Below are 21,182 nucleotides of genomic sequence, written 5' to 3'. Positions count from 1 at the left end.
AGTCCTCCCTCGGACGGCGCGCAGATGGAGCGCCGCCTGAAGGCCGGGCCGGAGCGCGCTTCGCGGGGGGCGTGGCAGTGCGCTTGCCTGAGGGAGCACGGGGCGCGCTCCCTTTCCTGCCGTCGCCCCTGGGCCGGTCGGGCTTGTCCGTCATGCGCCTGCAGCGCTTGCGCCGCCCTCACCACCGCCGCCACCTCCGGTGCGCGGCTTGCGCCGACGCCGGCGCTTGCGCGGCGCCACGGCTTCCCCATCGGGCGGCACGGCCGCGGTCTCGACCTCGTCGCCCTCGTCATTCCGGCCCGCATCGGCGGCGCGGCGTCCCGCCGGCTCGCCGCGCGGCTTCGGGGGCTGGGGCGTCTCGCGCACCCGCACGCGCTGGCGCACCTTCTGCTCCTCGCGCACCTGCTCCAGCAGATCGGTGCGGCGCACGTCGTCGGCGGTGCTGAATTCCTGCCACCACTCGGCGATGGCTTCGCTCACCTCGCCCACGTCGGCGCGCAGGCGCATGAAGTCGAAGGCGGCGCGAAAGCGCGCCTGCTCGACCAGGCTATAGGGCGTGGAGCCGGTGCGCTTGTCGAAGCGCGGCTGCATCATCCAGATCTCGCGCATGTCCGCCGCGAGCTTGCCGCGGCCCGACACGTCGCCGATGCGCGCATTGAACACGTCGTCGATGGCGTCCTGCAGCGCCGGGAACGGCGGCTGCGCGCGCTGGCCGTTGCGGCCTTCCTGGCGCTGGGCCCAGCCGTCGCGCACGTCGGCCCAGAGCACGCAAGCCAGCAGGAAGCTGGGCGCGACGGGCTTGCCCTCGCCCACGCGGCGATCGGTGTCCTGTAGGGCGGCCTTCACGAAGGGCTGGTCGGCGCGTTCCACCACCACGTCGAGCAGCGGATAGATGCCGCGGGCCAGGCCGAGCTTCCTGAGCTGCTCGACCGTGGCGATGGCGTGGCCCGTCTGCAGCAGCTTGAGCATCTCGTCGAAGAGGCGGCTTTGCGGCACGTCGGCCAGCAGCTTGCTCGACTCGACCAGCGGGGCGGCCGTCTTGGCCTCCAGCTTGAAGCCCAGGGCCGCGAGCTTGGCCGAGAAGCGGATGGCGCGGATGATGCGCACCGGGTCTTCGCGGTAGCGCGTGGCCGGGTCGCCGATCATGCGCAGGGTGAGCTTCTGGGCGTCCTTGATGCCGTTGTGATAGTCCACCACCACCTGGTTGGCCGGGTCGTAGTACATGGCGTTCACGGTGAAATCGCGGCGCGCGGCGTCTTCTTCCTGCGGGCCCCAGACGTTGTCGCGCAGCACGCGGCCGCTGGCGTCCACCGCGTGCTTCATGCTCGCGAGCTCGCCCTTGCTGGTGCGCTCGTTGCCGGCCACCTGCTCGGCGGCGGCGTTGTCCATGTAGGCGCGGAAGGTCGAGACCTCGATCACCTCGTGCTCGCGCCCGCGGCCGTACACCACGTGCACGATGCGGAAGCGCCGTCCGATGATGAAGGCGCGGCGGAACAGCGCCTTCACCTGCTCCGGCGTGGCGTTGGTGGCCACGTCGAAGTCCTTGGGGCGCAGGCCCAGCAGCAGGTCGCGCACCGCGCCGCCCACCACATAGGCTTCGTAGCCTGCCTGCTGAAGCGTCGTCACCACGTTCTTCGCACGCTCGTCGACCAGGGCCGGATCGATTCCGTGGACCTCGGCCGGCACCTCCTGGCGCTTGCCGAAGCGGCTCTTGCCCTGCGTGCCGCCGGCACCCTTGCCGAGCAGCTTGTCGATGAATTTCTTGATCATTTGTTGTTGGAAGCCTTGTTCGCTCTTCTATTCGTTCTCGAGCATGGAGCGGATCAGCGGAATGGTGATCGCGCGTTGCGTCTGCAGTGCGTAGCCGTCGAGCTGCGTGAGCAGTTCCATCAGGCTGCCGAGGTCGCGGCTGAAGCGGTGCAGCATGTAGTCGAGCACGTCGTCAGACAGCATCACGCCGCGCGCGTCGGCGGCCTGGCGCAGCACCGCGCGGCGTTCGCTTTCGCTGAGCACCTGCATGTGGAACACATGGCCCCAGCCGAGGCGGGTGCGCAGGTCCTCGCGCAGCGGCAGGTCGGCCGGCGGCAATGCGCCGGCGGCGACCACGCCGCGCTGCAGCGTCTGGGCGTTGACGAACCAGTTGAAGGCCGCGTGCTGCTGCACGGCGGTGTAGAGGTGCACGTCGTCGAGCAGGACGGCGCCCCAGCGCTCGTCGAACTCGGGCGGCTCCAGCAGACCGGCGTGCAGCCAGCCCACGCTGGCGCCCTGCTCGCGCAGTGCGACACGCACCGATTCGAGCAGATGGGTCTTGCCGCTGCCGCCGTCGCCCCACAGGTAGGTGGGCACCGGCGAGTGCAGCGCAGGGCTGCCGGCGCCGCCCACCCACACTTGCAGGTGCCGCAGAGCCGCCTCGTTGGGGCCGGCGAAAAAGGCGTCGAAGCTGGGGCCCGTCGCAATGCCGATATCGAGCGCGAGCTGTTTCATCCCGGGAAGGTTCATGGAGGGGGCCGCGGGGGCCCTTAAAATCATCGGGAATTCTATCGGCCCGGCCACCATGGTTGCCGGCGCCCCTTCCGCCCCACCCTTCACGTCCTTTCGCGTCCTTCCCGACACCGACCACCCATGACCTCCTCCACGCCCACCCCGCTCAGCTACAAGGACGCCGGCGTCGACATCGATGCAGGCGACGCCCTGGTCGACCGCATCAAGCCGCTGGCGAAGAAAACCCTGCGCGAAGGCGTGCTGGCCGGCATCGGCGGCTTCGGTGCCCTGTTCGAGGTGCCCAAGCGCTACAAGGAGCCGGTGCTCGTGAGCGGCACCGACGGCGTGGGCACCAAGCTCAAGCTGGCCTTCGAATGGAACATGCACGACACGGTCGGCATCGACCTGGTGGCCATGAGCGTCAACGACGTGCTGGTGCAGGGCGCCGAGCCCCTCTTCTTCCTCGACTACTTCGCCTGCGGCAAGCTCGACGTGGACACGGCCGCTGCGGTCGTCGGCGGCATCGCCCGCGGCTGCGAGCTCTCGGGCTGCGCGCTCATCGGCGGCGAGACGGCCGAGATGCCCGGCATGTACCCGGCCGGCGAATACGATCTGGCAGGCTTCGCGGTCGGTGCGGTCGAGAAGTCGAAGATCCTCACGGGCCAGAACGTCAAGCCCGGCGACGTGGTGCTGGGCCTGGCCTCGGCCGGCGTGCACTCCAACGGCTTCAGCCTGGTGCGCAAGGTGATCGAACGCGCCGGCAGCGACCTGCCCGCCACCCTCGACGGCAAGCCCTTCCGCGAAGCCGTGATGGAGCCCACCCACCTCTACGTGAAGCCGGTGCTCGAGGCGCTGGGCAAGCACCCGATCAAGGCGCTGGCCCACATCACCGGCGGCGGCCTGCTCGAGAACATCCCGCGCGTGCTGCCCGAAGGCACGGCCGCCCACCTCAAGAAGGGCAGCTGGCCGCAGACCGAGCTGTTCGCCTGGCTGCAGAAGGTGGCCGGCATCGACGACATCGAGATGAACCGCACCTTCAACAACGGCATCGGCATGGTGGTGGTCATCGACGCCGCCGAAGCCGTTGCCTGCGCCGCCACGCTGCGCGCTGCCGGCGAGACGGTGCACGAGATCGGCGTGATCGCCGAGCGCGGCGAAGGCGCGGCCGTGGTCGTCGGCTGACCGCCGGCCGCTGCGTCCACTTTTTTCGAAGAACAGAGCACGCACCCGCACCGGATGGCCAACAAGCCGCAGCCCTCGCCCATAGCCTCATCGGCGTCCCCCGCCATCCGCCCCGCCGCCCCGCGCGGCGTGACCATCGCCAGCTACCTGCTGATGCTGGGCGCCCTGATGCTGGTGATGTGGGAGCATCTGCTGCCGGGGCTGCTGTGCGTTTGCATCGGCTTTCTCGTCACGCGCTGGTTCGCGCGCCTGCTCGCCTCGGGGCTGGGGCGCATCCCGGCGCTGGCCAGGCGGCCCGGCAGCGCCCAGGGCTGGGCCGGCGTGGTGGCCGTCACGGTGGTGCTGCTGGCGCCCATCGCGCTGATCACGCTGGGGCTGTCGCAGGCCCGCGAATACATCGTCGATGCGCCCGACCAGTACCGCGAGCTGCTCGACTACACGGCGCGCACCGTACTGGAGCTGCGCTCCAAGCTGCCGGTGGAGATCGCCGTCTACCTGCCCGAGGGCGCGGCCGAGGTGCAGCGCGTGATCGCCAACTACCTGCGCGCGCAGGCCGGCTCGCTGGCCGTGGCCGGGCGCGCGTGGCTGCACGGCATCCTTTTCTCGTACGTGGGCCTGATCATCGGCAGCCTGGCCGCCGTGGCCCACGCGCCGCTGCGGCGCCTGCCGCTGGCCGAACAGCTGCATCGGCGCGTGCAGACTTTCGGCGAGGCCTTCGCCCAGATCGTGGCGGCCCAGTTCTGGATCGCGGCCTTCAACACGCTGCTGACGGCCATCTTCCTGCTCTTCGTCATGCCGCTGTGGGACGCGCACCTGCCCTACACGCCGGCGCTCATCACCCTCACCTTCCTGGCCGGACTGGTGCCGATCGTGGGCAACCTGGTCTGCAACTCGGTGATCACGCTGGTGGGGCTGTCGGTGTCGCCGGTCACGGCCGCGGCCTGCCTGATCTTCCTGATCGTGATCCACAAGGCCGAGTACGTCATCAACGCCAAGGTGGTGGGCGCGCGCACGCAGATGAGCGTGTGGGAGCTGCTGGCGGTGATGTTCGTGGCCGAGGCGGTCTTCGGGCCCGCGGGGCTGGTGGCGGCGCCGCTGTACTACGCGTACCTGAAGAAAGAGCTGCAGGCGGCTTCCCTGGTCTGACGGGGCTTTCGCCCTGGCCGATGTCCTGATCTGATCGATTCCGGTCCGGCACCGAGCGGACCGGAAGCTGGCGCGCCGCAAGAATGAGCGGCATCATCCACTCCGCTCCCGCCCGCGAGCCCCGCCATGAAAACCTGTCTGATAGTGATCGACGCCCAGGAGTCGTTCCGCCAGCGCGCCTACTGGAACGAAAGCCAGGCCGCGCCCTACTTCGCCGCGCAGAACGCGCTGATCGAAGGCGCCGCGGCCGCGAGCCTGCCCATCGTGCGGGTCTTCCACACCGACGAGCCCTCCGACGCGAGCAACCCCTTCGCGGTCGAATCGGGCCACGTGCGCCCCATCGGCGGCCTCGCCGCCTTCGACGCGGCCGCCACTTTCACCAAGCACCGCCACAGCGCGCTGGTCAACAGCGGACTGGACGTGTGGCTCACGCAGCACGGCATCGGGCGGCTGATCGTGAGCGGCATCCGCACCGAGCAATGCTGCGAGACCACCACCCGCCACGCCTCCGACCTGGGCTGGGAAGTGGACTACGTCACCGACGCCACCCTCACCTTCGACATGAAGCATCCCGACGGCAGCCCGCTCGCCGCCGCCGACATCAAGGCCCGCACGGCCGCCGTGCTGCATGAGCGGTTCGCCACCGTCTGCGCCGTGGCGCAGGCGCTCGAACGGGCCGTGGCATGAACGGCGTGAACGCCACCGCCATGCGCGTTCTGATCCTCGCCTTCGACGGCGTGGAGGCGCTGGACTTCGCCGGCCCCTTCGAGGTGTTCACCACTGCGAGCCGGGTCGGGCAGCGGCTGCGGCCGGGCTCGCCGGCGCTCTTCGAGGTCGCTTCGGTGGCCCACGCCGCCGCAGGCCAGGCCGTTCAGGCGCGTGCAGGCCTCCGGCTGCTGGCCAGCCACACGCTGGCCGACAGCCCGGCGGCCGACGTGCTGATCGTTCCCGGCGGCGTGGTCGACGCGCCGATGGCCTGCTCCGACACCCTGCGCTGGATAGCCGATCAGGCAGCCGGCGCGAAGATCGTCGCCTCGGTCTGCACCGGCGCCTTCCTGCTGGCCCGAAGCGGCGTGGTGACCAGCGACCCGGTCACGACCCACTGGGAAGACATCGCCGAGCTGCGCGAGCGCTTCCCCTCGCTCGACGTGCGCGAGGGCGTGCGCTGGGTCGACAACGGCCGCATCGTCAGCTCCGCGGGCATCAGCGCCGGCATCGACATGAGCCTGCATCTCGTCGAACGGCTGGCCGGGCTCGAACTCGCCGAGCGCACCGCGCGCCAGATGGACTACGAATGGAACCGCAGCAACCCGAGCCCGCCCCCATCCGCGTAGTCTTCGTCCTCCTGCCCGGCAGCCTCGTGCTCGACTGGGCCGGGCCGGCGGAGGCGCTGCGCATCGCCAACCAGCGGCTGCGCGCGGCGGGGCGGCCCGAGCGCTTCGCCATCGAATTCGCCAGCCCCCGGCCGACGGCCATGGGCTCGGTCGGCGTGGCGCTCGCGGGGCTCTCGCCGCTGCCCACGACGTGGGACGGCCCCGGCTGGGTCGTGCTGGTCGGCCTGCCCGGCGACGCCATCGCCATCGACAACCCCCAGACGCAGGACCTGTTGCACTGGCTGCGCGGCCTGCGCTTCGAGCGCGGCCGACTGGAGCTGGTGACGGTGTGCGCCGGCGCCGTGCTGGCGGCGCACGCCGGGGCACTGGCGGGCCGGCGTGCCACCACGCACCACCATCACCTGGGCGAGCTGCGCGAGGTGGAGCCGCGCTGCGAGGTGGTGAGCAACCGCGTGTTCGTGATCGATCCGCCGCTCTACAGCAGCGCGGGCGTGACCACCGGCATCGACCTGATCCTGCATCGCATCGGCGAACTGTGCGGTGAGGCGCTCGCGGCGCAGGTCGCGCAGTCGATGGTGATGCCGCTGCGCCGCGGGCCGCACGATCCGGAGCTGTCGCCCTTCCTCGCCTACCGCAACCACCTGCACGCCGCGCTGCACCGCGTGCAGGACGCCGTGAGCGAACGGCCGCAGGCCGACTGGAACGTGCCGCGCATGGCCGAGGTGGCGCATACGTCGGCGCGGCACCTCACGCGGCTCTTCGTCGAGCATGCGGGCGTGGCGCCTCTGGCCTACCTGCGGCGGCTGCGGCTCGCGACGGCGCAGCTGGCGCTGGCCTCGGGTGCGAGCGTGACGCGGGCGGCGGAGCAGTCGGGCTTCGGCTCCGACACGCAGCTGCGCCGCGCGTGGCACCAGTTCGGGCTGCCGGGATCGCCCTCGGAAGCGGGCCCGTCTTCCCGCACCTGACACCGCTCAGTGCCAGACACCCGCAGGAGCCGGCCCCGGCACCCGCAGCAGCCTGTCGTCGCCGATCTCCAGCAGCCGGTTGGCGGCATAGCTGTTCTGCGAATCGGGCTCCAGCGCCGCGCTGACCAGCGGCGACAGCGGCTGTGCCAGCGACACGTAGAAGCTGCCCGGCTGCACCACCGCACGGCCATGGCGCAGCCGCACGCGGAAGGCGCGGATCGCCTCGCCATCCTCGATGGCGCCGCGCGCGTCCTGCCGCTGGCCGTCGGTCTGCGAAAGGATTTCGTAGCGTTCCACCGACCACGGCGCCGCGCTGTCGATGCGCTCCACGCGCACGCCCAGCATCTGCAGACGCTGCACGGCCACAGTCTCGCTCGAAGCGAGCAGGTAGCCGCAGGGGCGCGGGCGCGCATTGACGATCTTCAGCGGCTCGGCGGCGCGCCAGTCGACGTCGACGGCCTTGTCCTCGCCGGTCCTGGCATCGAGGAAGTCGAGGCGCTGCCGCGTCGGCGTCTGCCAGGCCTCGACCACCACGTCGCCCTGGCAGGCTTGGGCCTTCGCGCGCTGGCCGGCCTGGGCGGTGAGCTGCATCAGCGCCGGCCCCTGCCGCGCCGCCGTTTCGATCACGGTGGTGGCCGCCAGTACCTGCGTATGCACGCGGCGCGCGAAATGCGCGCGGCCGAGCCCCACGCCGCGCACCTCGAGCAGCAGGCTCACGGCCTGGCGCAGCGCGCTCACGTTGCGGCCGGTGTCGGGCTGCACGCCGCCCATCGACACGGTGCGGTCGTCCGCCTTGCCGCCGGAAGTGGTGTGGTACTTGAAGCCCTGCAGGCCCGCGCGCGAGAAGGCGGCCTGGATGGCGTCGACGTAGTCGCGCTGCGCGCTGGCGGCGATGGCGGCGTCGAGGTTGCCCACGGTGGCGGGCTGCAGCAGGCCGTCGTACTTCATGACGGCGCCGAACTTGTCGATCCAGCGGCCACCGACGGTGAACTCGTGCAGGTCGAGCACCACCTGCGGCGCGTAGCGCAGGGTGGCCGCCGCGATCACGCGGGCCTCGGGCGTGCGCAGCAGCAGGTGGTCGCGGTTCACATCGATGCCGTTGGCGGTGACGCGGGTGAAGCGCTCGGCGCCGTCGGGGTTGCCGCGCGGCACCAGGACCAGATTGACCTTCTTCAGCAGCGCCGAGCCCGGCTCGGAGGCGAACTGCTGCGCCAACGCCAGCACCGCCTCGCCGCCGGCCGGCTCGTTGCCATGCTGCTGGCCGATCACCATCACCGTGGGCCGGGCCGGGTCGACGCGGCCCTGTTCGGCCAGCACCACCAGCGGCATCTCTCGGCCCTGCTGCGACGTCCCTATGCGCTCGACGCGCACGCTGGGCGACTGGCGCGCCAGCTCGTCCAGGAAGGCCAGCAGCTCGGCATGCGAGGGGAAGTCGGTGCGGCCCGGGCGAAAGCCGGGCGTGGCGTAGCTCACCGGCGGATCGGGAAAGCGCGCGGCAATGGCCGGCGGCTCGGTCCACACCTTGGCGGGATCGAACTGGGCCAGGGCCGAGGCGGTCGGCAGCAGGGCCAGGCCGGAAACGCACAGGAAGCGGAGGGAGGGGGTGCGCAGCATGGCGCGCATTGTCCTCCGGCCCGACTCGCAGCAGATTCAGGTGTGGTTCAGTTCAACCAGCACCGCCATCCGAAGGCCGCAAGCGCGCCTTCTTCTTCCAGAGATACCGCGGAACCGGCTCCGCCAGGCCGCAGGTATCGCCCCCGGAAGGGGGTTGGCGCAGCGACACGAAGTGCGCGAAGCCTTGGGGGCGAGTCAAGTACAAGCCCGGGCGCGCGCCAGCAGCAGCGCACGTTCGCGGGTGTTGCGAGTGAGCGCCGCGGCGCGGTCGAACTCCCGGCGCGCCTCGTCGAGGCGGCCGAGCTTGAAGAGCAGGTCGCCGCGCACGGTCGGCAGCAGGTGGTAGCCCTTGAGCGCGGGCTCGTCCAGCAGCGCATCGGCCACCTCCAGCCCGGCCGCCGGGCCGAAGGCCATCGACAACGCCACCGCGCGATTGAGCTCGACGATGGGCGACGGTGTGAGTTCGGCCAGCGCATCGTAGAGCGCGGCGATGCGCCCCCAGTCGGTTTCGCCGGCGGTGCGCGCGCGGCCGTGGCAGGCGGCGATGGCGGCCTGCAGCGCATAGGGGCCGAGCGCCCCGCCCAGCGACTCGGCTCGCGCGAGTGCGGCGAGGCCGCGGCGGATCAGCATCTGGTCCCAGCGCGCGCGGTTCTGCTCCAGCAGCAGCACCGGCTCGCCCGAGGGCCCCATGCGCGCGGCGGTGCGCGAGGCCTGGATTTCCATCAGCGCGACCAGCCCGTGCACTTCCGATTCCTTCGGCACCAGCTCGGCCACGATGCGGCCGAGGCGCAGCGCCTCTTCGCACAGCGCGGGGCGCATCCAGTCGTCGCCGGCGGTGGCCGAGTAGCCTTCGTTGAAGACCAGGTAGATCACCTCCAGCACCGAGGCCAGCCGCGCCTCCAGTTCGTGCCGGCGCGGCACCTCGAAGGGCACGCGCGCCTCGGCCAGGGTGCGCTTGGCGCGCACGATGCGCTGCGCCACCGTGGCCTCGGGCACGAGGAAGGCGCGCGCGATCTCGTCGGTGGTCAGGCCGCCCATCACCCGCAGCGTGAGCGCCACCCGCGCCTCGGTCGAGAGCACCGGGTGGCAGGCGGTGAACACCAGCCGCAGCAGGTCGTCGCCGATGTCGTCGTCGAGTGCGGCATCGACTGCCTCGGCGAAGTCGTCCTGCGCCATCTCGTGCCGCGCGTCGAGCTCGCGGCCGATCTCGCCGGACTTGTGCTCGGCCAGCTGCAGGTGGCGCAGGCGGTCGAGGGCGCGGCGCTTGGCCACGGCCGTGAGCCAGGCGGCGGGGTTGTCGGGCACGCCCGATTCGCTCCATTGCTCCAGGGCCGAGACCAGCGCGTCCTGGGCCAGCTCTTCGGCCAACCCCACGTCGCGCACCATGCGCGCGACGGTGGCGATGATCTTCGCGGACTCGATGCGCCACACCGCCTCGATGGTGCGGTGGATGGCGGCCGTGTCCATGCGGCCCCCGGCCTGGCTCATGCGCCGGTCTTCTTCACCGTCTGCATCGACGTGAATTCGCCGGCCACCGCCTGCACGTCGGCCGGAAAGTCTTCCATCTCCTGGATCTGGCGCACCTCGATGACCTCGTTGTCGCCGCCGGGGCAGCGGCTGGCCCATTCGATGGCGGCGGCGCGCGAGGGCACGTCGATGATCCAAAAGCCGCCGAGCACTTCCTTCGCCTCGGCGAAGGGGCCGTCGACGACCTTGGGCTTGCGGTTCCTGAAGCTCACGCGCGCGCCCATGGAGGGCGGGTGCAGGCCGTCGCAGCTGACCAGCACGCCGGCCTTCTGCAGCGACTCGTTGTAGGCCATCATGGCCGACACCGCCTCGACGTCGTCGGGGATGGTGCCGGGCGCGGCGGTCTCGTAGCCGTGGGGAATCATCAGCAGCATGAATCGCATGGTGCGTCTCCTTGGGTTCGGTCGGGTTGCACGGGCGGCCGGTTCAGCCACCGGCCTTGGTGCGGGCCTCGGTCTCGGCGCGCAGGCGGTCTTCCTGGGCGAGCAGTTCGGGGGTCATGGAGTCGCCGAAATCGGCGGCCTCGAACACCTGGCGGATCTCGATCTCGCCTTCCTGGAAGGGGCTGCGCTTGATCCACTCGATGGCCTCTTCCTTCGACTTGCACTGGAACAGCCAGAAGCCGGCCAGCAGTTCCTTGGTCTCGGCGAAGGGGCCGTCGATGACGGTGCGCTTGGTCGGGCCCTCGCAGCGCACGCGCACGCCCTTGGAACTGGGGTGCAGGCCCTCGCCCGCCAGCAGCACGCCGGCCTTGACCAGTTCTTCGTTGAACTTGCCCATGGCGGTGAGGATTTCGGTGCTGGGCATCACGCCGGCTTCGGAATCGGCGTTGGCCTTGACCAGAATCATGAATCGCATGTCGTTTCTCCTGAAGGTTGATGGTGGTGAAGCGGCGTCGGAATCTGCCTGCTCCTGTTCACACGTCGGACGAGCGGAAGCCTGATCGACACGGATGCATCGATCTATTTGTAATTTTGTGTTTCTGAAATTGAGATTTCAGGGCAGATAGCCGCAGAAGCGCAGCACATGGCCGTCCGGCTCCCGGATCGCGAATTCGCGCAGCCCCCAGGGCTGGGAGACGGGTGGCTCGATGACCACCACGCCGCGCTTCACGTAGGCGGCATGCAGGCCGTCGATGTCCTTGCCGACGTGGATCACGATCTCGCCGCGCCAGGGCGTGGCCTCGCGCGCGTTGCACTGCCAGAGGCGCAGATAGACCGGGTCGCCGTAGCTGCGATCGCCCTTCTTCACCCGCGCGTAGCTGGGCGGCTCGCCGGCGATGAAGTCGAGCTCGAAGCCCAGCACGTCGCGGAACCAGCGCGCGGCGCGGGTGACGTCGGACACCGGCAGCACGGGCTGCACGCCGTGGAATTCGTGCAGCGTGCCCAGGTCGGGCGCGGGGCTCACGCCGGCCTGCATGCTCATTTCAGCTCGCCATGCGGCGCAGGGCGGCGACGCGCTCGGCGATCGCGTCGATGTCCAGGGCGTCCTCGGCCTTCGCCAGGTAGGTTTCGAGGTCGCGCACGGCCGATGCCGTGTTGCCCTGCTCCGCGTGCGCGATGCCGCGGTCGCGGTACTCGCCCCAGGCACTGGGCAGCAGCGCGATCAGGCGGTCCTGCACGGCGATGACACGCTGCCAGTCTTCCTGCGCGTGGTGCACTTCCTTCAGGTTGCGCAGCATGCGGGCAATGATTTCGCGCGAACTGGCGGGCTGCAGGTACAGGCCCAGCGGCACGTCGAAGTCGCCGACCAGGCCGTTGCTGCGCTTGTAGGGCTCAAGCCGCTCGCCGAGCTCCTCGCGCGACAACGACTTGCCGGTGAACGGGTCGATCACCACCTGCCCCTTGGGCAGCGTCACCTTGAGCATGAAGTGCCCCGGAAAGCCGATGCCGCGCGCCTGCAGGCCCAGGCCCTGCGCCAGCTCCATCCAGAGCACGGCCAGCGAGATCGGGATGCCGCGGCGGGTGCGCAGCACGGCGTTCAGGTAGCTGTTGTCGGGGTCGTAGTAGTCGTTGACGTTGCCGCCGAAGTTCAGGTCGTTGAAGAAGAACTGGTTCAGCGCCCGCAGACGGGCCAGCGGTGCGGCATCGGCGGGCAGGCGGCGGCGCAGGCGCGCCAGGAGCTGGTCGACGTCGCCCAGCACCTGCTGCACGTCGAGATCGGGGTATTCGTCCTGCGCCAGGCTGGCGGCGGCTTCGAGCAGCGGAAACTGGTCGTCGCTGCGCACCAGCGACTCGAAATACTCCAGGGCGGTTGGAACCTGAAAGCTGAACGTCATGTGGCTTTGTAGAGGAGCATTTCCGGAGCGTCAAGAAGGGGCACACGCGGATTGCGCCCGCCTGGAAAGCCCCGGCGGGGCGTCAGCGGCGGATGAAGCTGCGCAGCCGCACGCCGACCGCCGCCAGCACGCCGAAATACAGCAGCGCCGAGCCGGCGATCAGCGCGGCCAGCAGGCCGATGCGCAGCAGGCGCTGCTCGCGCAGGGCGACCCAGTCGAAATGCGCCGAGCCCCAGACCAGCAGGCCCGCGAGCACCGCCGTGCCCGCGACGACCTGCAGCGCGAACCGCCCCCAGCCCGGCTCGGGCTTGTAGCTGCCGCGGCGGATCAGCCCGACCAGCAGCCAGGCCGAATTCACCAGCGCCCCGATGGCGATGGTCAGCGTGAGCGCCGCGTGCTGCAGCACCGGCACCAGGAACACGTTGAGGATCTGCGTCAGCACCAGCACGCCCACCGCGATGAGCATCGGGGTGCGCGTGTCGTGCTTGGCGTAGTAGCCCGGCGCGAGCACCTTCACGGCCACGATGCCGACGAGACCGACGCCGTAGCCCATCAGCGCCAGGGTGGTCCGGCCCACGTCCTCGCCCGAATACGCGCCGTTGTGGAAGAGCACCGCCACCAGCGGCTTGGCGAAGAGCAGCAAGGCGATGGCGCACGGCGCCGACAGCAGCACCACGAGGCGCAGGCCCCAGTCGAGCAGCGAGGAATAGCGCGCGTCGTCCTTGGCTGCGCGGGCGCCGGCCAGTTGCGGCATCAGCACCACGCCCAGCGCCACGCCGAGCATGGCGGTGGGGAATTCCATCAGCCGGTCGGCATTGGTGATCCAGGTGACGCTGCCCACCGCCAGATGGGAGGCGATCTGCGTGTTGATGAGCAGCGAGATCTGCGCCACGCTCACGCCCAGCAGCGCGGGCAGCATCAGTTTGAGCACCTTGCGCGTGTTCGGATCGGTCCAGGCGGTGCGCAGGGCCCGCAGGCTCAGGCCCAGGCGCGGCAGCAGCCCCAGCTTGCGCAATGCGGGAATCTGCAGGGCCAGCTGCAGCACGCCGCCGGCCATGACGCCCACGCACTGGGCGTAGATCGGCTCGATGCCCCAGTGCCTGAAAAGCGGCGCGCCGACCAGGATCGACAGGATCAGCGCCACGTTCAGCAGCACCGGCGACGCCGCCGGCACCGCGAACTTGCGCCAAGTGTTGAGAATGCCGCCCGCCAGCGCCACCAGCGACATGAAGCCGATGTACGGGAACATCCACCGCGTCATGACCACGGCCGCCTCGAAGCCCGGCAGCCCGCTGGCCATGGCCCAGACCAGCAGCGGCGCGCCGACCACGCCGGCCACGCAGACGATCACCAGCGTCCAGGTCAGCAGCGTGGCGACGTGGTCGATGAGCTGGCGGGCGCCCTCGTCGCCCGCTTCGGTCTTGCGGGCGGCCAGCACCGGCACGAAGGCCTGGCTGAAGGCGCCTTCGCCGAAGACCCGCCGGAACAGGTTCGGGATGCGGAACGCGACGTTGAAGGCGTCGGTGAGCGCGCTGACGCCGAAAACCGAGGCGAAGAGCACGTCGCGCACGAGGCCCGTGATCCGCGAGGCGAGGGTCAGCAGGGAGACGGTGGAGGCGGATTTGAGCAGGGACACGGGGGCCGAGTTTAGGCCCCGCCGGAGCCCCGAAACGCCCGGATTCGGCGGAAAAGCCAACCCGGCCTATAATGGAGGGCTTTGCTGCATCATCCTCAGACACCTAAGGACATAAATCATGGCATCCGCCAAGCCCAAGAAAAAGAACCCGCGCCTCGCCTCCGGCCGTAAGCGCGTCCGCCAGGACACCAAGCTGAACGCTGCGAACACCTCGCTGCGTTCCAAGTACCGTACCGCTGTCAAGAACGTCGAAAAGGCTGTTCTGGCTGGCGACAAGACCAAGGCAAGCGAGCTGTTCGCGAAGGCCCAGAGCATCGTCGACGCGATCGCCGACAAGGGCATCTTCCACAAGAACAAGGCCGCCCGCGACAAGAGCCGCCTGTCGGCCAAGGTCAAGGCCCTCGCCCTCGCGCCTGCAAAGGCCGCCGCCTGACACCTGTCAGGCAAGCCCGGACCGGAATCCTCCGGTCCGCCGTTTGATCGGGGTGCGCTGCAGCAAAGTGAAAAACCGCCTTCGGGCGGTTTTTTCATGCCCGATCGGTTTGCAGTTCCTGGCGAACCCGGATTACGGGCAAAGAAAAAGGCCTTGTCAGGCCTTTTTGGGGGGGATCGGTGCGTCGGGCACCAGGCAGGCTTCGGCCACCTGAAGATCGTTGTCCCTTGCGAAGTTCACGCAGAAGTCCCAGGCCATCGGCTCGGCATCGCGCAGCGCGCGGTTCACGACCACGCATTTCACGCCGTTGATGGTCGTCGGAATGCACCAGGGCGAATAGCTCAGGTGGCTGCCCGGGTAGGCGCCACCAGGGCGAAAAGAGCACATGACACCGGCCAGACGCTCGGCCCAATCGCTCGGGCGGAAGGTCCGGCCATCCTTGGTGATGCCCTGGATGAAGATTTCTTTGGCTGTGGGGGAAATCATCGTTGAATGAAGCGACCGGAGCAGGTGCTGCGGTGCAGCAAGCGATTCTATCCGCGCCCCTTTTTGCATCCTGAACATGGGGCATTGCTGTGATGCGCAATCCTCAACGAAGCCGTCAAACCACGCGCCTAGAATCCGCCTTCCCTATCTGGAGAACCCGAATGAGCGCTACCGCCCAGCCCACCTCGCCCCACGTCATGAACACCTACGGTCGCCTGCCGATCGCACTGTCGCACGGTCAGGGTTGCCGAGTCTGGGATACCGCGGGCAAGGCCTACCTCGACGGCCTCGGCGGCATCGCGGTGAACACGCTGGGCCACAACCACCCCGAGCTGGTGCCGGCCCTGCAGGACCAGCTGACCAAGCTGATCCACAGCTCCAACTACTACCACGTGCCCGGCCAGGAACAGCTCGCCACCAAGCTGACCGAGCTCTCGGGCCTGACCAACGCCTTCTTCTGCTGTACCGGCCTCGAAGCCAACGAAGCCGCCCTCAAGCTGGCGCGCAAGTTCGGGCACGACAAGGGCATCGAGCGCCCCGAGATCGTCGTCTACGAAGCCGCCTTCCACGGCCGCAGCATCGCCACCCTCTCGGCCACGGGCAATCCCAAGGTGCAGGCCGGCTTCGGCCCGCTGGTCGAGGGCTTCATCCGCGTTCCGCTGAATGACATCGAGGCGCTGAAGAAGGCGACCGAAGGCAACCCGAACGTGGTCGCCGTGTTCTTCGAAACCATCCAGGGCGAAGGCGGCATCAACCCGATGCGCTGGGAATACCTCAAGCAGGTGCGCCAGCTGTGCGACGAGCGCGACTGGCTCATGATGATCGACGAAGTGCAGTGCGGCATGGGCCGCACCGGCAAGTGGTTCGCGCACCAGTGGGCGGGCATCAAGCCCGACGTGATGCCGCTGGCCAAGGGCCTGGGCTCGGGCGTGCCGATCGGCGCAGTGGTGGCCGGCCCCAAGGCCGCCAACATCTTCGGCCCGGGCAACCACGGCACCACCTTCGGCGGCAACCCGCTGGCCATGCGCGCCGGCGTCGAGACCATCCGCATCATGGAAGAGCAGAACCTGCTCGAGAATGCCGCCACCGTGGGCGCCCACCTGAAGGCGGCGCTGGAGCGCGAGCTCGGCGGCTTGCCCGGCGTGAAGGAAATCCGCGGTCAGGGCCTGATGATCGGCATCGAGCTCGACCGTCCCTGCGGCGTGATCCTCAACCGCGCCTGCGACGCCGGCCTGCTGCTGAGCGTGACGGCCGACAAGGTGATCCGCCTCGTGCCGCCGCTCATCCTGAGCATCGCCGAGGCCGACGAGATCGTCGCGATCCTCGCGCCCATCGTCAAAAACTTCCTCTCGGAGCCTGCAGCCCAATGACGACGACCGCGCCCGCAGCCATCCGGCACTACCTGCAGTTCTCGGACTTCACGGCCGACGAATACGCCTACCTCTTCGATCGCATGGCGATCATCAAGAAGAAGTTCAAGACCTACGAGAAGCACCAGCCGCTGGTCGACCGCACGCTGGCCATGATCTTCGAGAAGGCCAGCACGCGCACCCGCGTGAGCTTCGAGGCCGGCATGTACCAGTTGGGCGGCAGCGTGGTGCACCTGACCACCGGCGACAGCCAACTCGGCCGCGCCGAGCCCATCGAGGACAGCGCCAAGGTCATCAGCCGCATGGTCGACCTGGTGATGATCCGCACCTACGAGCAGACCAAGATCGACGCCTTCGCCGCGCACTCGCGCGTGCCCGTCATCAACGGCCTGACCAACGAGTTCCACCCCTGCCAGATCCTGGCGGACATCTTCACGTACATCGAACACCGCGGGTCACGCGGTGCCGGAGGCGACGCACTTTCCTGCCTGAAGGGCAAGACGGTGGCGTGGGTCGGCGACGGCAACAACATGGCCAACACCTGGCTGCAGGCGGCCGAAATCCTGGGCTTCACGGTACACGTGAGCACGCCCAGCGGCTACGAGGTCGACCAGTCGATCGCCGGCATCCGCTCGGGCGACAGCTACAAGGTCTTCAAGGACCCGATGGAAGCCTGCCGCGGCGCCGACCTCGTCACCACCGACGTCTGGACCAGCATGGGCTACGAGGCCGAGAACGAGGCCCGCCGCAAGGCTTTCGCCGACTGGTGCGTCGACGAGGAAATGATGCGCGCGGCCCAGCCCGACGCCCTCTTTATGCACTGCCTGCCCGCCCACCGCGGCGAGGAAGTGCAGGCCGAGGTCATCGACGGGCCGCAGTCGGTGGTGTGGGACGAGGCAGAGAACCGCCTGCACGCCCAGAAGGCGCTGATGGAGTTCCTGCTGCTGGGCAGGCTCTGAGCCGGCAAAGGCGCCGCAACATGTCCGATTGCCAGCAATGCGGCGCCTGCTGCGCCAGCTACCGCGTCGACTTCAGCGTGCATGAACTCGACGACAACGGCGGCAAGGTGCCCTCGGGCCTCGCCGTCGAGGTGAACGACGCCATCTGCCGCATGCGCGGCACCGACCATGCCTCGCCGCGATGCGCGGCACTCACCGGAAAGATCGGCCAGTCCGTGGGCTGCGGCATCTACGAGTGGCGCCCCAATCCTTGCCACGAGCTCGAGGCCGGCAGCGATGCCTGCGAGCGGGCGCGGGCCCGGCATGGCCTTCCGGCGTTGCACTGATCGCGGCCCCGGCTTCAACTCGTCACGTCTGGTGTTGGAAATAACCGACACCACGACCCCTCGCCCGGCGCTAACTTCGCGCCATGCGTTCACAGCAACCCCGCCTCCAGATCTGGGACATCTCGCCGCCCGTGCATGAAGGCGCGCCGGTCTTTCCCGGCGACACGCCCTACCAGCAGCGCTGGGCCGCGACCATCTCGCCGGGCTGCCCGGTCAACGTCAGCGAGATCAAGCTCTCGCCCCACGTCGGCGCCCATGCCGACGCGCCCCTGCACTACGACCCCGAAGGCCAGACCATCGGCGACGTCGACCTCACGCCCTTCCTCGGCCCCTGCCGCGTGATTCACGCGATCGACAAGGGGCCGCTGGTCGAGTGGGACCACATTGCCCACGCCGTCGACAGCACCCTGCCCCCGCGCGTGCTGGTGCGCACCTACACGACCATGCCGGTCGGCCGCTGGGACCCGCAGCTCGCGGCCTATGCTCCCGCCACAGTCGAGCGCCTCGCCGCCATGGGCGTGAAGCTCATCGGCATTGACACCGCCAGCATCGACCCGGCCGACAGCAAGACGCTGGAAAGCCACCAACGCATCCGCCGCCTCGACCTGCGCGTGCTCGAGAACCTCGTGCTCGACGACGTGCCCGAAGGCGACTACGAACTCATCGCGCTGCCGCTCAAGCTGGTGAGCGCCGATGCCTCCCCCGTTCGCGCCGTGCTGCGCGAACTCCCTCGCTGAAACCTCCACCATGACGACTCTTGCAGATTGCCGCGCGCTAGACGCGCAAGACCCGCTGCGCGCCCTGCGCGACCAATTCACCATTCCCGAGGGCGTGCTGTACCTCGACGGCAACTCGCTCGGCGTGATGCCCAAGGCCGCGCCGGCGCGCATCGCCGAAGTGGTGACCCAGGAATGGGGCGAAGGCCTCATCCGCTCGTGGAACACCGCGAGCTGGTTCGACCTGCCGCAGCGCCTGGGCGACAAGGTGGCCCGCCTGATCGGCGCCGCGCCCGGCGAGGTGGTGTGCACCGACAGCACCTCGGTCAACCTCTACAAGGTGCTGTTCGCGGCGCTCTCGCAGCAGAAGGACAGCGGCCGCAAGCTGGTGATCAGCGAGCGCAGCAACTTCCCGACCGACCTCTACATCGCCGAATCGCTGTGCCGCGAGCGCGGCTTCACGCTGAAGCTGATCGAGGCGAGCGAATTGCCCGGCGTACTGACAGGCGACGTGGCCGTGCTGATGCTCACGCACGTCAACTACCGCACCGGCGCCATGCACGACATGAAGGCCGTCACCGCCGCCGCGCATGCCGTGGGCGCGCTCACGGTATGGGACCTTGCGCACAGTGCGGGCGCCGTGCCCGTGGCCTTGAACGACAGCAATGCCGACTACGCCATCGGCTGCGGCTACAAGTACCTCAATGGCGGCCCCGGCGCACCGGCCTTCGCCTGGGTGCATACGAAGCACGCGGGCCAGTTCGAGCAGCCGCTGTCCGGCTGGTGGGGTCACGCGGCGCCCTTCGAGTTCACGCCGCACTACCGCCCTGCCCCGGGCGTGGGCCGCTATCTGTGCGGCACGCAGCCGATCATCGCGCTGGCCGGGCTCGAATGTGGCCTCGACACGGTGCTCGCGGCCGAGTCCTTCAACGGTGACTTCGGTGCGATGTCCGCGCTGCGCGCCAAGTCGCTCGCGCTCACCGACATGTTCATCAGGCTGGTCGAGGAGCGCTGCGCCGGCCAGGGCCTCTCGCTGGTCACGCCGCGCGAGCACGCGCAACGCGGTTCGCAGGTGTGCCTCAGTCGTGAGGAAGGCGCCTACGCCATCGTGCAAGCCTTGATCGCGCGCGGCGTGATCGGCGACTACCGCGCCGGCGACTCGCAGATGCCCGACATCCTGCGCTTCGGCTTCACGCCGCTTTACATCGGTTTCGAGGACGTGTGGAACTCGGTCGAGCACCTCGTGCAGGTGCTGGAGACCGGCGAGTGGCAGCGCCCCGAGTTCAATCGCAAGAACGCGGTGACCTGAGTTGCGCCCGACCATGAAACATCGACTGCTCACCCTTTCGGCCGCGCTGCTGATGCTGGCGGTGCCCGCCTTCGCACAGCAGCCGGCCTTCACGCTGCCGCAGCTCAAGGCCTTCGCCGAGCAGGCGCCCGACGCCTTCCGTGCGCAGGTCAAGAGCCAAGGCTTCTCGTATGCCGACAAGACCGTGACCGACCAGGTCAGCATGATCGAGTACGAGAAGTTCGTCGACGGCCAGACCACGCGCCTGATGAAGTCCACCTACGTGGCCAGCCGCAGCGGGGAAGACGGCATACAGCTCACCCTCACCGACAAGGCCGCCTTCGAGCGCCTCGTGAAGGAAGCGCGCGACACCGGCTACAAGCCCGGCGAGAAAGGCCGCATTCCCGGCGGGGAGACCTACCAGGAGTTCAAGCGCGGCAACGAAGTCGTGCGCTTCGTCTATCCGAAGAAAGATACCGGCATGGGCCTGCCCTCCTACACCGCCGTGGTCTGGCGATGACCACCTGCCAGCAAGCATCATGAGCACCGAAAAGACAACGACCGAGAACATCGTCCACGAAGAGAAGGCCCAGCTGGACTTCAGCAAGTCCATGAGCTACGGCGACTACCTGCACCTCGACGAGATCCTCAGCGCGCAGCATCCCCTGTCGCCCGCGCACGACGAGCTGCTGTTCATCGTGCAGCACCAGACCAGCGAACTCTGGATGAAGCTGATGCTGCACGAACTGCACGCCGCCATCGCCTGCATTTCCGAAGAGAAGCTGCCCGACGCCTTCAAGATGCTGGCGCGCGTGAGCCGCATCATGGAACAGCTGGTCAACGCCTGGACCGTGCTGTCGACCATGACGCCGCCCGAGTACACGGCGATGCGCCCCTACCTCGCCAATTCCAGCGGCTTCCAGAGCGCGCAGTACCGCTGCATCGAATTCGCGCTCGGCAACAAGAACGCCGCCATGCTCAAGCCGCACGCGCACCGCGCCGACCTGCTGGCACAGGTCGATGCCGCCTACCGAGCGCCGTCGCTGTACGACGAGTCGCTGCGCCTGCTCGCGCGCCACGGCCTGCCCGTGCCCGCCGACCGGCTGGAGCGCGACTGGACCCAGCCCTACGAACCCAGCGACGGCGTGGAGGCCGCGTGGCTCACGGTCTACCGCAACCCGCACGATCACTGGGACCTCTACCAGCTCGGCGAGAAGCTCACCGACCTGGAAGACGCCTTCCGCCTCTGGCGCTTCCGCCACGTGACGACGGTGGAGCGCGTGATCGGCTTCAAGCGCGGCACCGGCGGCACCGGCGGCGTGAGCTACCTGCGCAAGATGCTCGACGTGGTGCTGTTCCCCGAAATCTGGAAGCTGCGCACGGACCTGTAGCCTGCGCGCGGCGGGTGAAGCACCGGCACGCTGCTCACCCGCCGCAAACG

Annotated in this window: 23 protein-coding genes; 13 read left to right on the top strand and 10 right to left on the bottom strand. The window is 69.2% G+C overall.

Annotation, left to right across the window (positions count from 1 at the left end):
* Nucleotides 1-150: 150 nt before the first annotated feature.
* Together pcnB and hda are read right to left on the bottom strand one after the other, a co-directional pair.
* Entirely contained in the window at nucleotides 151-1,770 is a 1,620-nt protein-coding gene (pcnB, locus tag ABL843_RS08425) for a polynucleotide adenylyltransferase PcnB (protein WP_184635626.1), read from the bottom strand.
* A 27-nt stretch (nucleotides 1,771-1,797) separates the two neighbouring features.
* Entirely contained in the window at nucleotides 1,798-2,484 is a 687-nt protein-coding gene (gene hda / locus ABL843_RS08420) for a DnaA regulatory inactivator Hda (RefSeq protein WP_301506698.1), read from the bottom strand.
* 138 nt (nucleotides 2,485-2,622) lie between these two features.
* Between hda and purM the strand changes: the two genes are divergently transcribed.
* From purM to ABL843_RS08395, 5 genes are all read left to right on the top strand, one after another.
* Entirely contained in the window at nucleotides 2,623-3,663 is a 1,041-nt protein-coding gene (gene purM / locus ABL843_RS08415; RefSeq protein ID WP_418119562.1) for a phosphoribosylformylglycinamidine cyclo-ligase, read from the top strand.
* A gap of 54 nt (nucleotides 3,664-3,717) precedes the next feature.
* Nucleotides 3,718-4,809, top strand: coding sequence for an AI-2E family transporter (locus tag ABL843_RS08410; RefSeq protein ID WP_418119561.1), 1,092 nt, complete (start codon nucleotides 3,718-3,720; stop codon nucleotides 4,807-4,809).
* A gap of 126 nt (nucleotides 4,810-4,935) precedes the next feature.
* Nucleotides 4,936-5,496, top strand: a complete 561-nt coding sequence (locus ABL843_RS08405) for a cysteine hydrolase family protein (protein ID WP_418119560.1) — start codon at nucleotides 4,936-4,938, stop codon at nucleotides 5,494-5,496.
* On the top strand, nucleotides 5,493-6,143 hold the full coding sequence (locus tag ABL843_RS08400; RefSeq protein ID WP_418119559.1) for a DJ-1/PfpI family protein: 651 nt from the start codon (nucleotides 5,493-5,495) through the stop codon (nucleotides 6,141-6,143). Before ABL843_RS08405 ends, ABL843_RS08400 begins: the two co-directional genes overlap by 4 nt.
* Nucleotides 6,104-7,108 carry a GlxA family transcriptional regulator gene (locus ABL843_RS08395; RefSeq protein ID WP_418119558.1) on the top strand — a complete coding sequence of 335 codons (1,005 nt, stop codon included), beginning with the start codon at nucleotides 6,104-6,106 and terminating at the stop codon, nucleotides 7,106-7,108. Before ABL843_RS08400 ends, ABL843_RS08395 begins: the two co-directional genes overlap by 40 nt.
* A gap of 6 nt (nucleotides 7,109-7,114) precedes the next feature.
* Here ABL843_RS08395 and ABL843_RS08390 read toward each other — a convergent pair whose 3' ends face one another.
* From ABL843_RS08390 to murJ, 7 genes are all read right to left on the bottom strand, one after another.
* Nucleotides 7,115-8,722 carry a M14 family zinc carboxypeptidase gene (locus tag ABL843_RS08390; RefSeq protein ID WP_418119557.1) on the bottom strand — a complete coding sequence of 536 codons (1,608 nt, stop codon included), beginning with the start codon at nucleotides 8,720-8,722 and terminating at the stop codon, nucleotides 7,115-7,117.
* A 195-nt stretch (nucleotides 8,723-8,917) separates the two neighbouring features.
* Complete coding sequence (locus tag ABL843_RS08385) at nucleotides 8,918-10,189, bottom strand: RNA polymerase sigma factor (RefSeq protein WP_418120450.1); 1,272 nt, start codon at nucleotides 10,187-10,189, stop codon at nucleotides 8,918-8,920.
* A gap of 17 nt (nucleotides 10,190-10,206) precedes the next feature.
* Nucleotides 10,207-10,632, bottom strand: coding sequence for a YciI family protein (locus ABL843_RS08380; RefSeq protein ID WP_369659212.1), 426 nt, complete (start codon nucleotides 10,630-10,632; stop codon nucleotides 10,207-10,209).
* A gap of 43 nt (nucleotides 10,633-10,675) precedes the next feature.
* Nucleotides 10,676-11,107, bottom strand: a complete 432-nt coding sequence (locus ABL843_RS08375) for a YciI family protein (protein ID WP_019654629.1) — start codon at nucleotides 11,105-11,107, stop codon at nucleotides 10,676-10,678.
* Nucleotides 11,108-11,245: 138 nt separating this feature from the next.
* Nucleotides 11,246-11,674 carry a bleomycin resistance protein gene (locus tag ABL843_RS08370; RefSeq protein WP_184635610.1) on the bottom strand — a complete coding sequence of 143 codons (429 nt, stop codon included), beginning with the start codon at nucleotides 11,672-11,674 and terminating at the stop codon, nucleotides 11,246-11,248.
* A 1-nt stretch (nucleotide 11,675) separates the two neighbouring features.
* Complete coding sequence (locus ABL843_RS08365) at nucleotides 11,676-12,527, bottom strand: SirB1 family protein (RefSeq protein ID WP_418119556.1); 852 nt, start codon at nucleotides 12,525-12,527, stop codon at nucleotides 11,676-11,678.
* Nucleotides 12,528-12,609: 82 nt separating this feature from the next.
* Nucleotides 12,610-14,163 (bottom strand): murein biosynthesis integral membrane protein MurJ, encoded by a 1,554-nt coding sequence (gene murJ / locus ABL843_RS08360; protein WP_418119555.1) that lies wholly within the window; start codon nucleotides 14,161-14,163, stop codon nucleotides 12,610-12,612.
* Nucleotides 14,164-14,281: 118 nt separating this feature from the next.
* Between murJ and rpsT the strand changes: the two genes are divergently transcribed.
* On the top strand, nucleotides 14,282-14,596 hold the full coding sequence (gene rpsT, locus ABL843_RS08355; protein WP_019654625.1) for a 30S ribosomal protein S20: 315 nt from the start codon (nucleotides 14,282-14,284) through the stop codon (nucleotides 14,594-14,596).
* Nucleotides 14,597-14,752: 156 nt separating this feature from the next.
* On the opposite strand, the gene ABL843_RS08350 is transcribed toward rpsT, so the two are convergent.
* Nucleotides 14,753-15,082 carry a DUF3579 domain-containing protein gene (locus tag ABL843_RS08350; RefSeq protein WP_093124243.1) on the bottom strand — a complete coding sequence of 110 codons (330 nt, stop codon included), beginning with the start codon at nucleotides 15,080-15,082 and terminating at the stop codon, nucleotides 14,753-14,755.
* A 161-nt stretch (nucleotides 15,083-15,243) separates the two neighbouring features.
* Here ABL843_RS08350 and ABL843_RS08345 point away from each other — a divergent pair, with 161 nt between their 5' ends.
* The 7 genes from ABL843_RS08345 to kynA all read left to right on the top strand — a co-directional run bounded on the left by ABL843_RS08345 (nucleotide 15,244) and on the right by kynA (nucleotide 21,132).
* Nucleotides 15,244-16,452 (top strand): aspartate aminotransferase family protein, encoded by a 1,209-nt coding sequence (locus tag ABL843_RS08345; RefSeq protein WP_369659216.1) that lies wholly within the window; start codon nucleotides 15,244-15,246, stop codon nucleotides 16,450-16,452.
* Nucleotides 16,449-17,411 carry an ornithine carbamoyltransferase gene (gene argF, locus ABL843_RS08340; RefSeq protein WP_126022716.1) on the top strand — a complete coding sequence of 321 codons (963 nt, stop codon included), beginning with the start codon at nucleotides 16,449-16,451 and terminating at the stop codon, nucleotides 17,409-17,411. Before ABL843_RS08345 ends, argF begins: the two co-directional genes overlap by 4 nt.
* 20 nt (nucleotides 17,412-17,431) lie before the next feature.
* Nucleotides 17,432-17,737, top strand: a complete 306-nt coding sequence (locus ABL843_RS08335) for a YkgJ family cysteine cluster protein (RefSeq protein ID WP_418119554.1) — start codon at nucleotides 17,432-17,434, stop codon at nucleotides 17,735-17,737.
* A gap of 83 nt (nucleotides 17,738-17,820) precedes the next feature.
* Nucleotides 17,821-18,474 (top strand): arylformamidase, encoded by a 654-nt coding sequence (gene kynB, locus ABL843_RS08330; protein WP_126022714.1) that lies wholly within the window; start codon nucleotides 17,821-17,823, stop codon nucleotides 18,472-18,474.
* 10 nt (nucleotides 18,475-18,484) lie between these two features.
* Nucleotides 18,485-19,762 carry a kynureninase gene (gene kynU, locus ABL843_RS08325; protein ID WP_418119553.1) on the top strand — a complete coding sequence of 426 codons (1,278 nt, stop codon included), beginning with the start codon at nucleotides 18,485-18,487 and terminating at the stop codon, nucleotides 19,760-19,762.
* Between the two features lie 13 nt (nucleotides 19,763-19,775).
* The gene (locus ABL843_RS08320; RefSeq protein WP_418119552.1) at nucleotides 19,776-20,261 is read left to right on the top strand and encodes a hypothetical protein; all 486 of its coding nucleotides are present in this window, start codon (nucleotides 19,776-19,778) and stop codon (nucleotides 20,259-20,261) included.
* A gap of 19 nt (nucleotides 20,262-20,280) precedes the next feature.
* Nucleotides 20,281-21,132, top strand: a complete 852-nt coding sequence (gene kynA, locus ABL843_RS08315; protein ID WP_126022711.1) for a tryptophan 2,3-dioxygenase — start codon at nucleotides 20,281-20,283, stop codon at nucleotides 21,130-21,132.
* Nucleotides 21,133-21,182 lie beyond the last annotated feature (50 nt).

This window comes from Variovorax sp. 350MFTsu5.1, assembly GCF_048302515.1.
GTDB classification, from domain to species: Bacteria; Pseudomonadota; Gammaproteobacteria; order Burkholderiales; family Burkholderiaceae_C; genus Variovorax; species Variovorax guangxiensis.
This window is presented reverse-complemented; position numbering and strand designations above follow the sequence as displayed.

What these genes read in the sequence shown, in the direction of transcription:
- ABL843_RS08385 (WP_418120450.1), bottom strand. Translation starts at nt 10,189, where the DNA reads ATGGACACGGCCGCCATCCACCGCACCATCGAGGCGGTGTGGCGCATC.
- kynB (WP_126022714.1), top strand. Translation starts at nt 17,821, where the DNA reads ATGCGTTCACAGCAACCCCGCCTCCAGATCTGGGACATCTCGCCGCCC.
- kynA (WP_126022711.1), top strand. Translation starts at nt 20,281, where the DNA reads ATGAGCACCGAAAAGACAACGACCGAGAACATCGTCCACGAAGAGAAG.
- pcnB (WP_184635626.1), bottom strand. Translation starts at nt 1,770, where the DNA reads ATGATCAAGAAATTCATCGACAAGCTGCTCGGCAAGGGTGCCGGCGGC.
- ABL843_RS08320 (WP_418119552.1), top strand. Translation starts at nt 19,776, where the DNA reads ATGAAACATCGACTGCTCACCCTTTCGGCCGCGCTGCTGATGCTGGCG.
- ABL843_RS08345 (WP_369659216.1), top strand. Translation starts at nt 15,244, where the DNA reads ATGAGCGCTACCGCCCAGCCCACCTCGCCCCACGTCATGAACACCTAC.
- ABL843_RS08400 (WP_418119559.1), top strand. Translation starts at nt 5,493, where the DNA reads ATGAACGGCGTGAACGCCACCGCCATGCGCGTTCTGATCCTCGCCTTC.
- ABL843_RS08410 (WP_418119561.1), top strand. Translation starts at nt 3,718, where the DNA reads ATGGCCAACAAGCCGCAGCCCTCGCCCATAGCCTCATCGGCGTCCCCC.
- argF (WP_126022716.1), top strand. Translation starts at nt 16,449, where the DNA reads ATGACGACGACCGCGCCCGCAGCCATCCGGCACTACCTGCAGTTCTCG.
- ABL843_RS08365 (WP_418119556.1), bottom strand. Translation starts at nt 12,527, where the DNA reads ATGACGTTCAGCTTTCAGGTTCCAACCGCCCTGGAGTATTTCGAGTCG.
- ABL843_RS08395 (WP_418119558.1), top strand. Translation starts at nt 6,104, where the DNA reads ATGGAACCGCAGCAACCCGAGCCCGCCCCCATCCGCGTAGTCTTCGTC.
- ABL843_RS08390 (WP_418119557.1), bottom strand. Translation starts at nt 8,722, where the DNA reads ATGCTGCGCACCCCCTCCCTCCGCTTCCTGTGCGTTTCCGGCCTGGCC.
- rpsT (WP_019654625.1), top strand. Translation starts at nt 14,282, where the DNA reads ATGGCATCCGCCAAGCCCAAGAAAAAGAACCCGCGCCTCGCCTCCGGC.
- purM (WP_418119562.1), top strand. Translation starts at nt 2,623, where the DNA reads ATGACCTCCTCCACGCCCACCCCGCTCAGCTACAAGGACGCCGGCGTC.
- ABL843_RS08335 (WP_418119554.1), top strand. Translation starts at nt 17,432, where the DNA reads ATGTCCGATTGCCAGCAATGCGGCGCCTGCTGCGCCAGCTACCGCGTC.
- ABL843_RS08375 (WP_019654629.1), bottom strand. Translation starts at nt 11,107, where the DNA reads ATGCGATTCATGATTCTGGTCAAGGCCAACGCCGATTCCGAAGCCGGC.
- ABL843_RS08350 (WP_093124243.1), bottom strand. Translation starts at nt 15,082, where the DNA reads ATGATTTCCCCCACAGCCAAAGAAATCTTCATCCAGGGCATCACCAAG.
- ABL843_RS08370 (WP_184635610.1), bottom strand. Translation starts at nt 11,674, where the DNA reads ATGAGCATGCAGGCCGGCGTGAGCCCCGCGCCCGACCTGGGCACGCTG.
- kynU (WP_418119553.1), top strand. Translation starts at nt 18,485, where the DNA reads ATGACGACTCTTGCAGATTGCCGCGCGCTAGACGCGCAAGACCCGCTG.
- hda (WP_301506698.1), bottom strand. Translation starts at nt 2,484, where the DNA reads ATGAAACAGCTCGCGCTCGATATCGGCATTGCGACGGGCCCCAGCTTC.
- ABL843_RS08405 (WP_418119560.1), top strand. Translation starts at nt 4,936, where the DNA reads ATGAAAACCTGTCTGATAGTGATCGACGCCCAGGAGTCGTTCCGCCAG.
- ABL843_RS08380 (WP_369659212.1), bottom strand. Translation starts at nt 10,632, where the DNA reads ATGCGATTCATGCTGCTGATGATTCCCCACGGCTACGAGACCGCCGCG.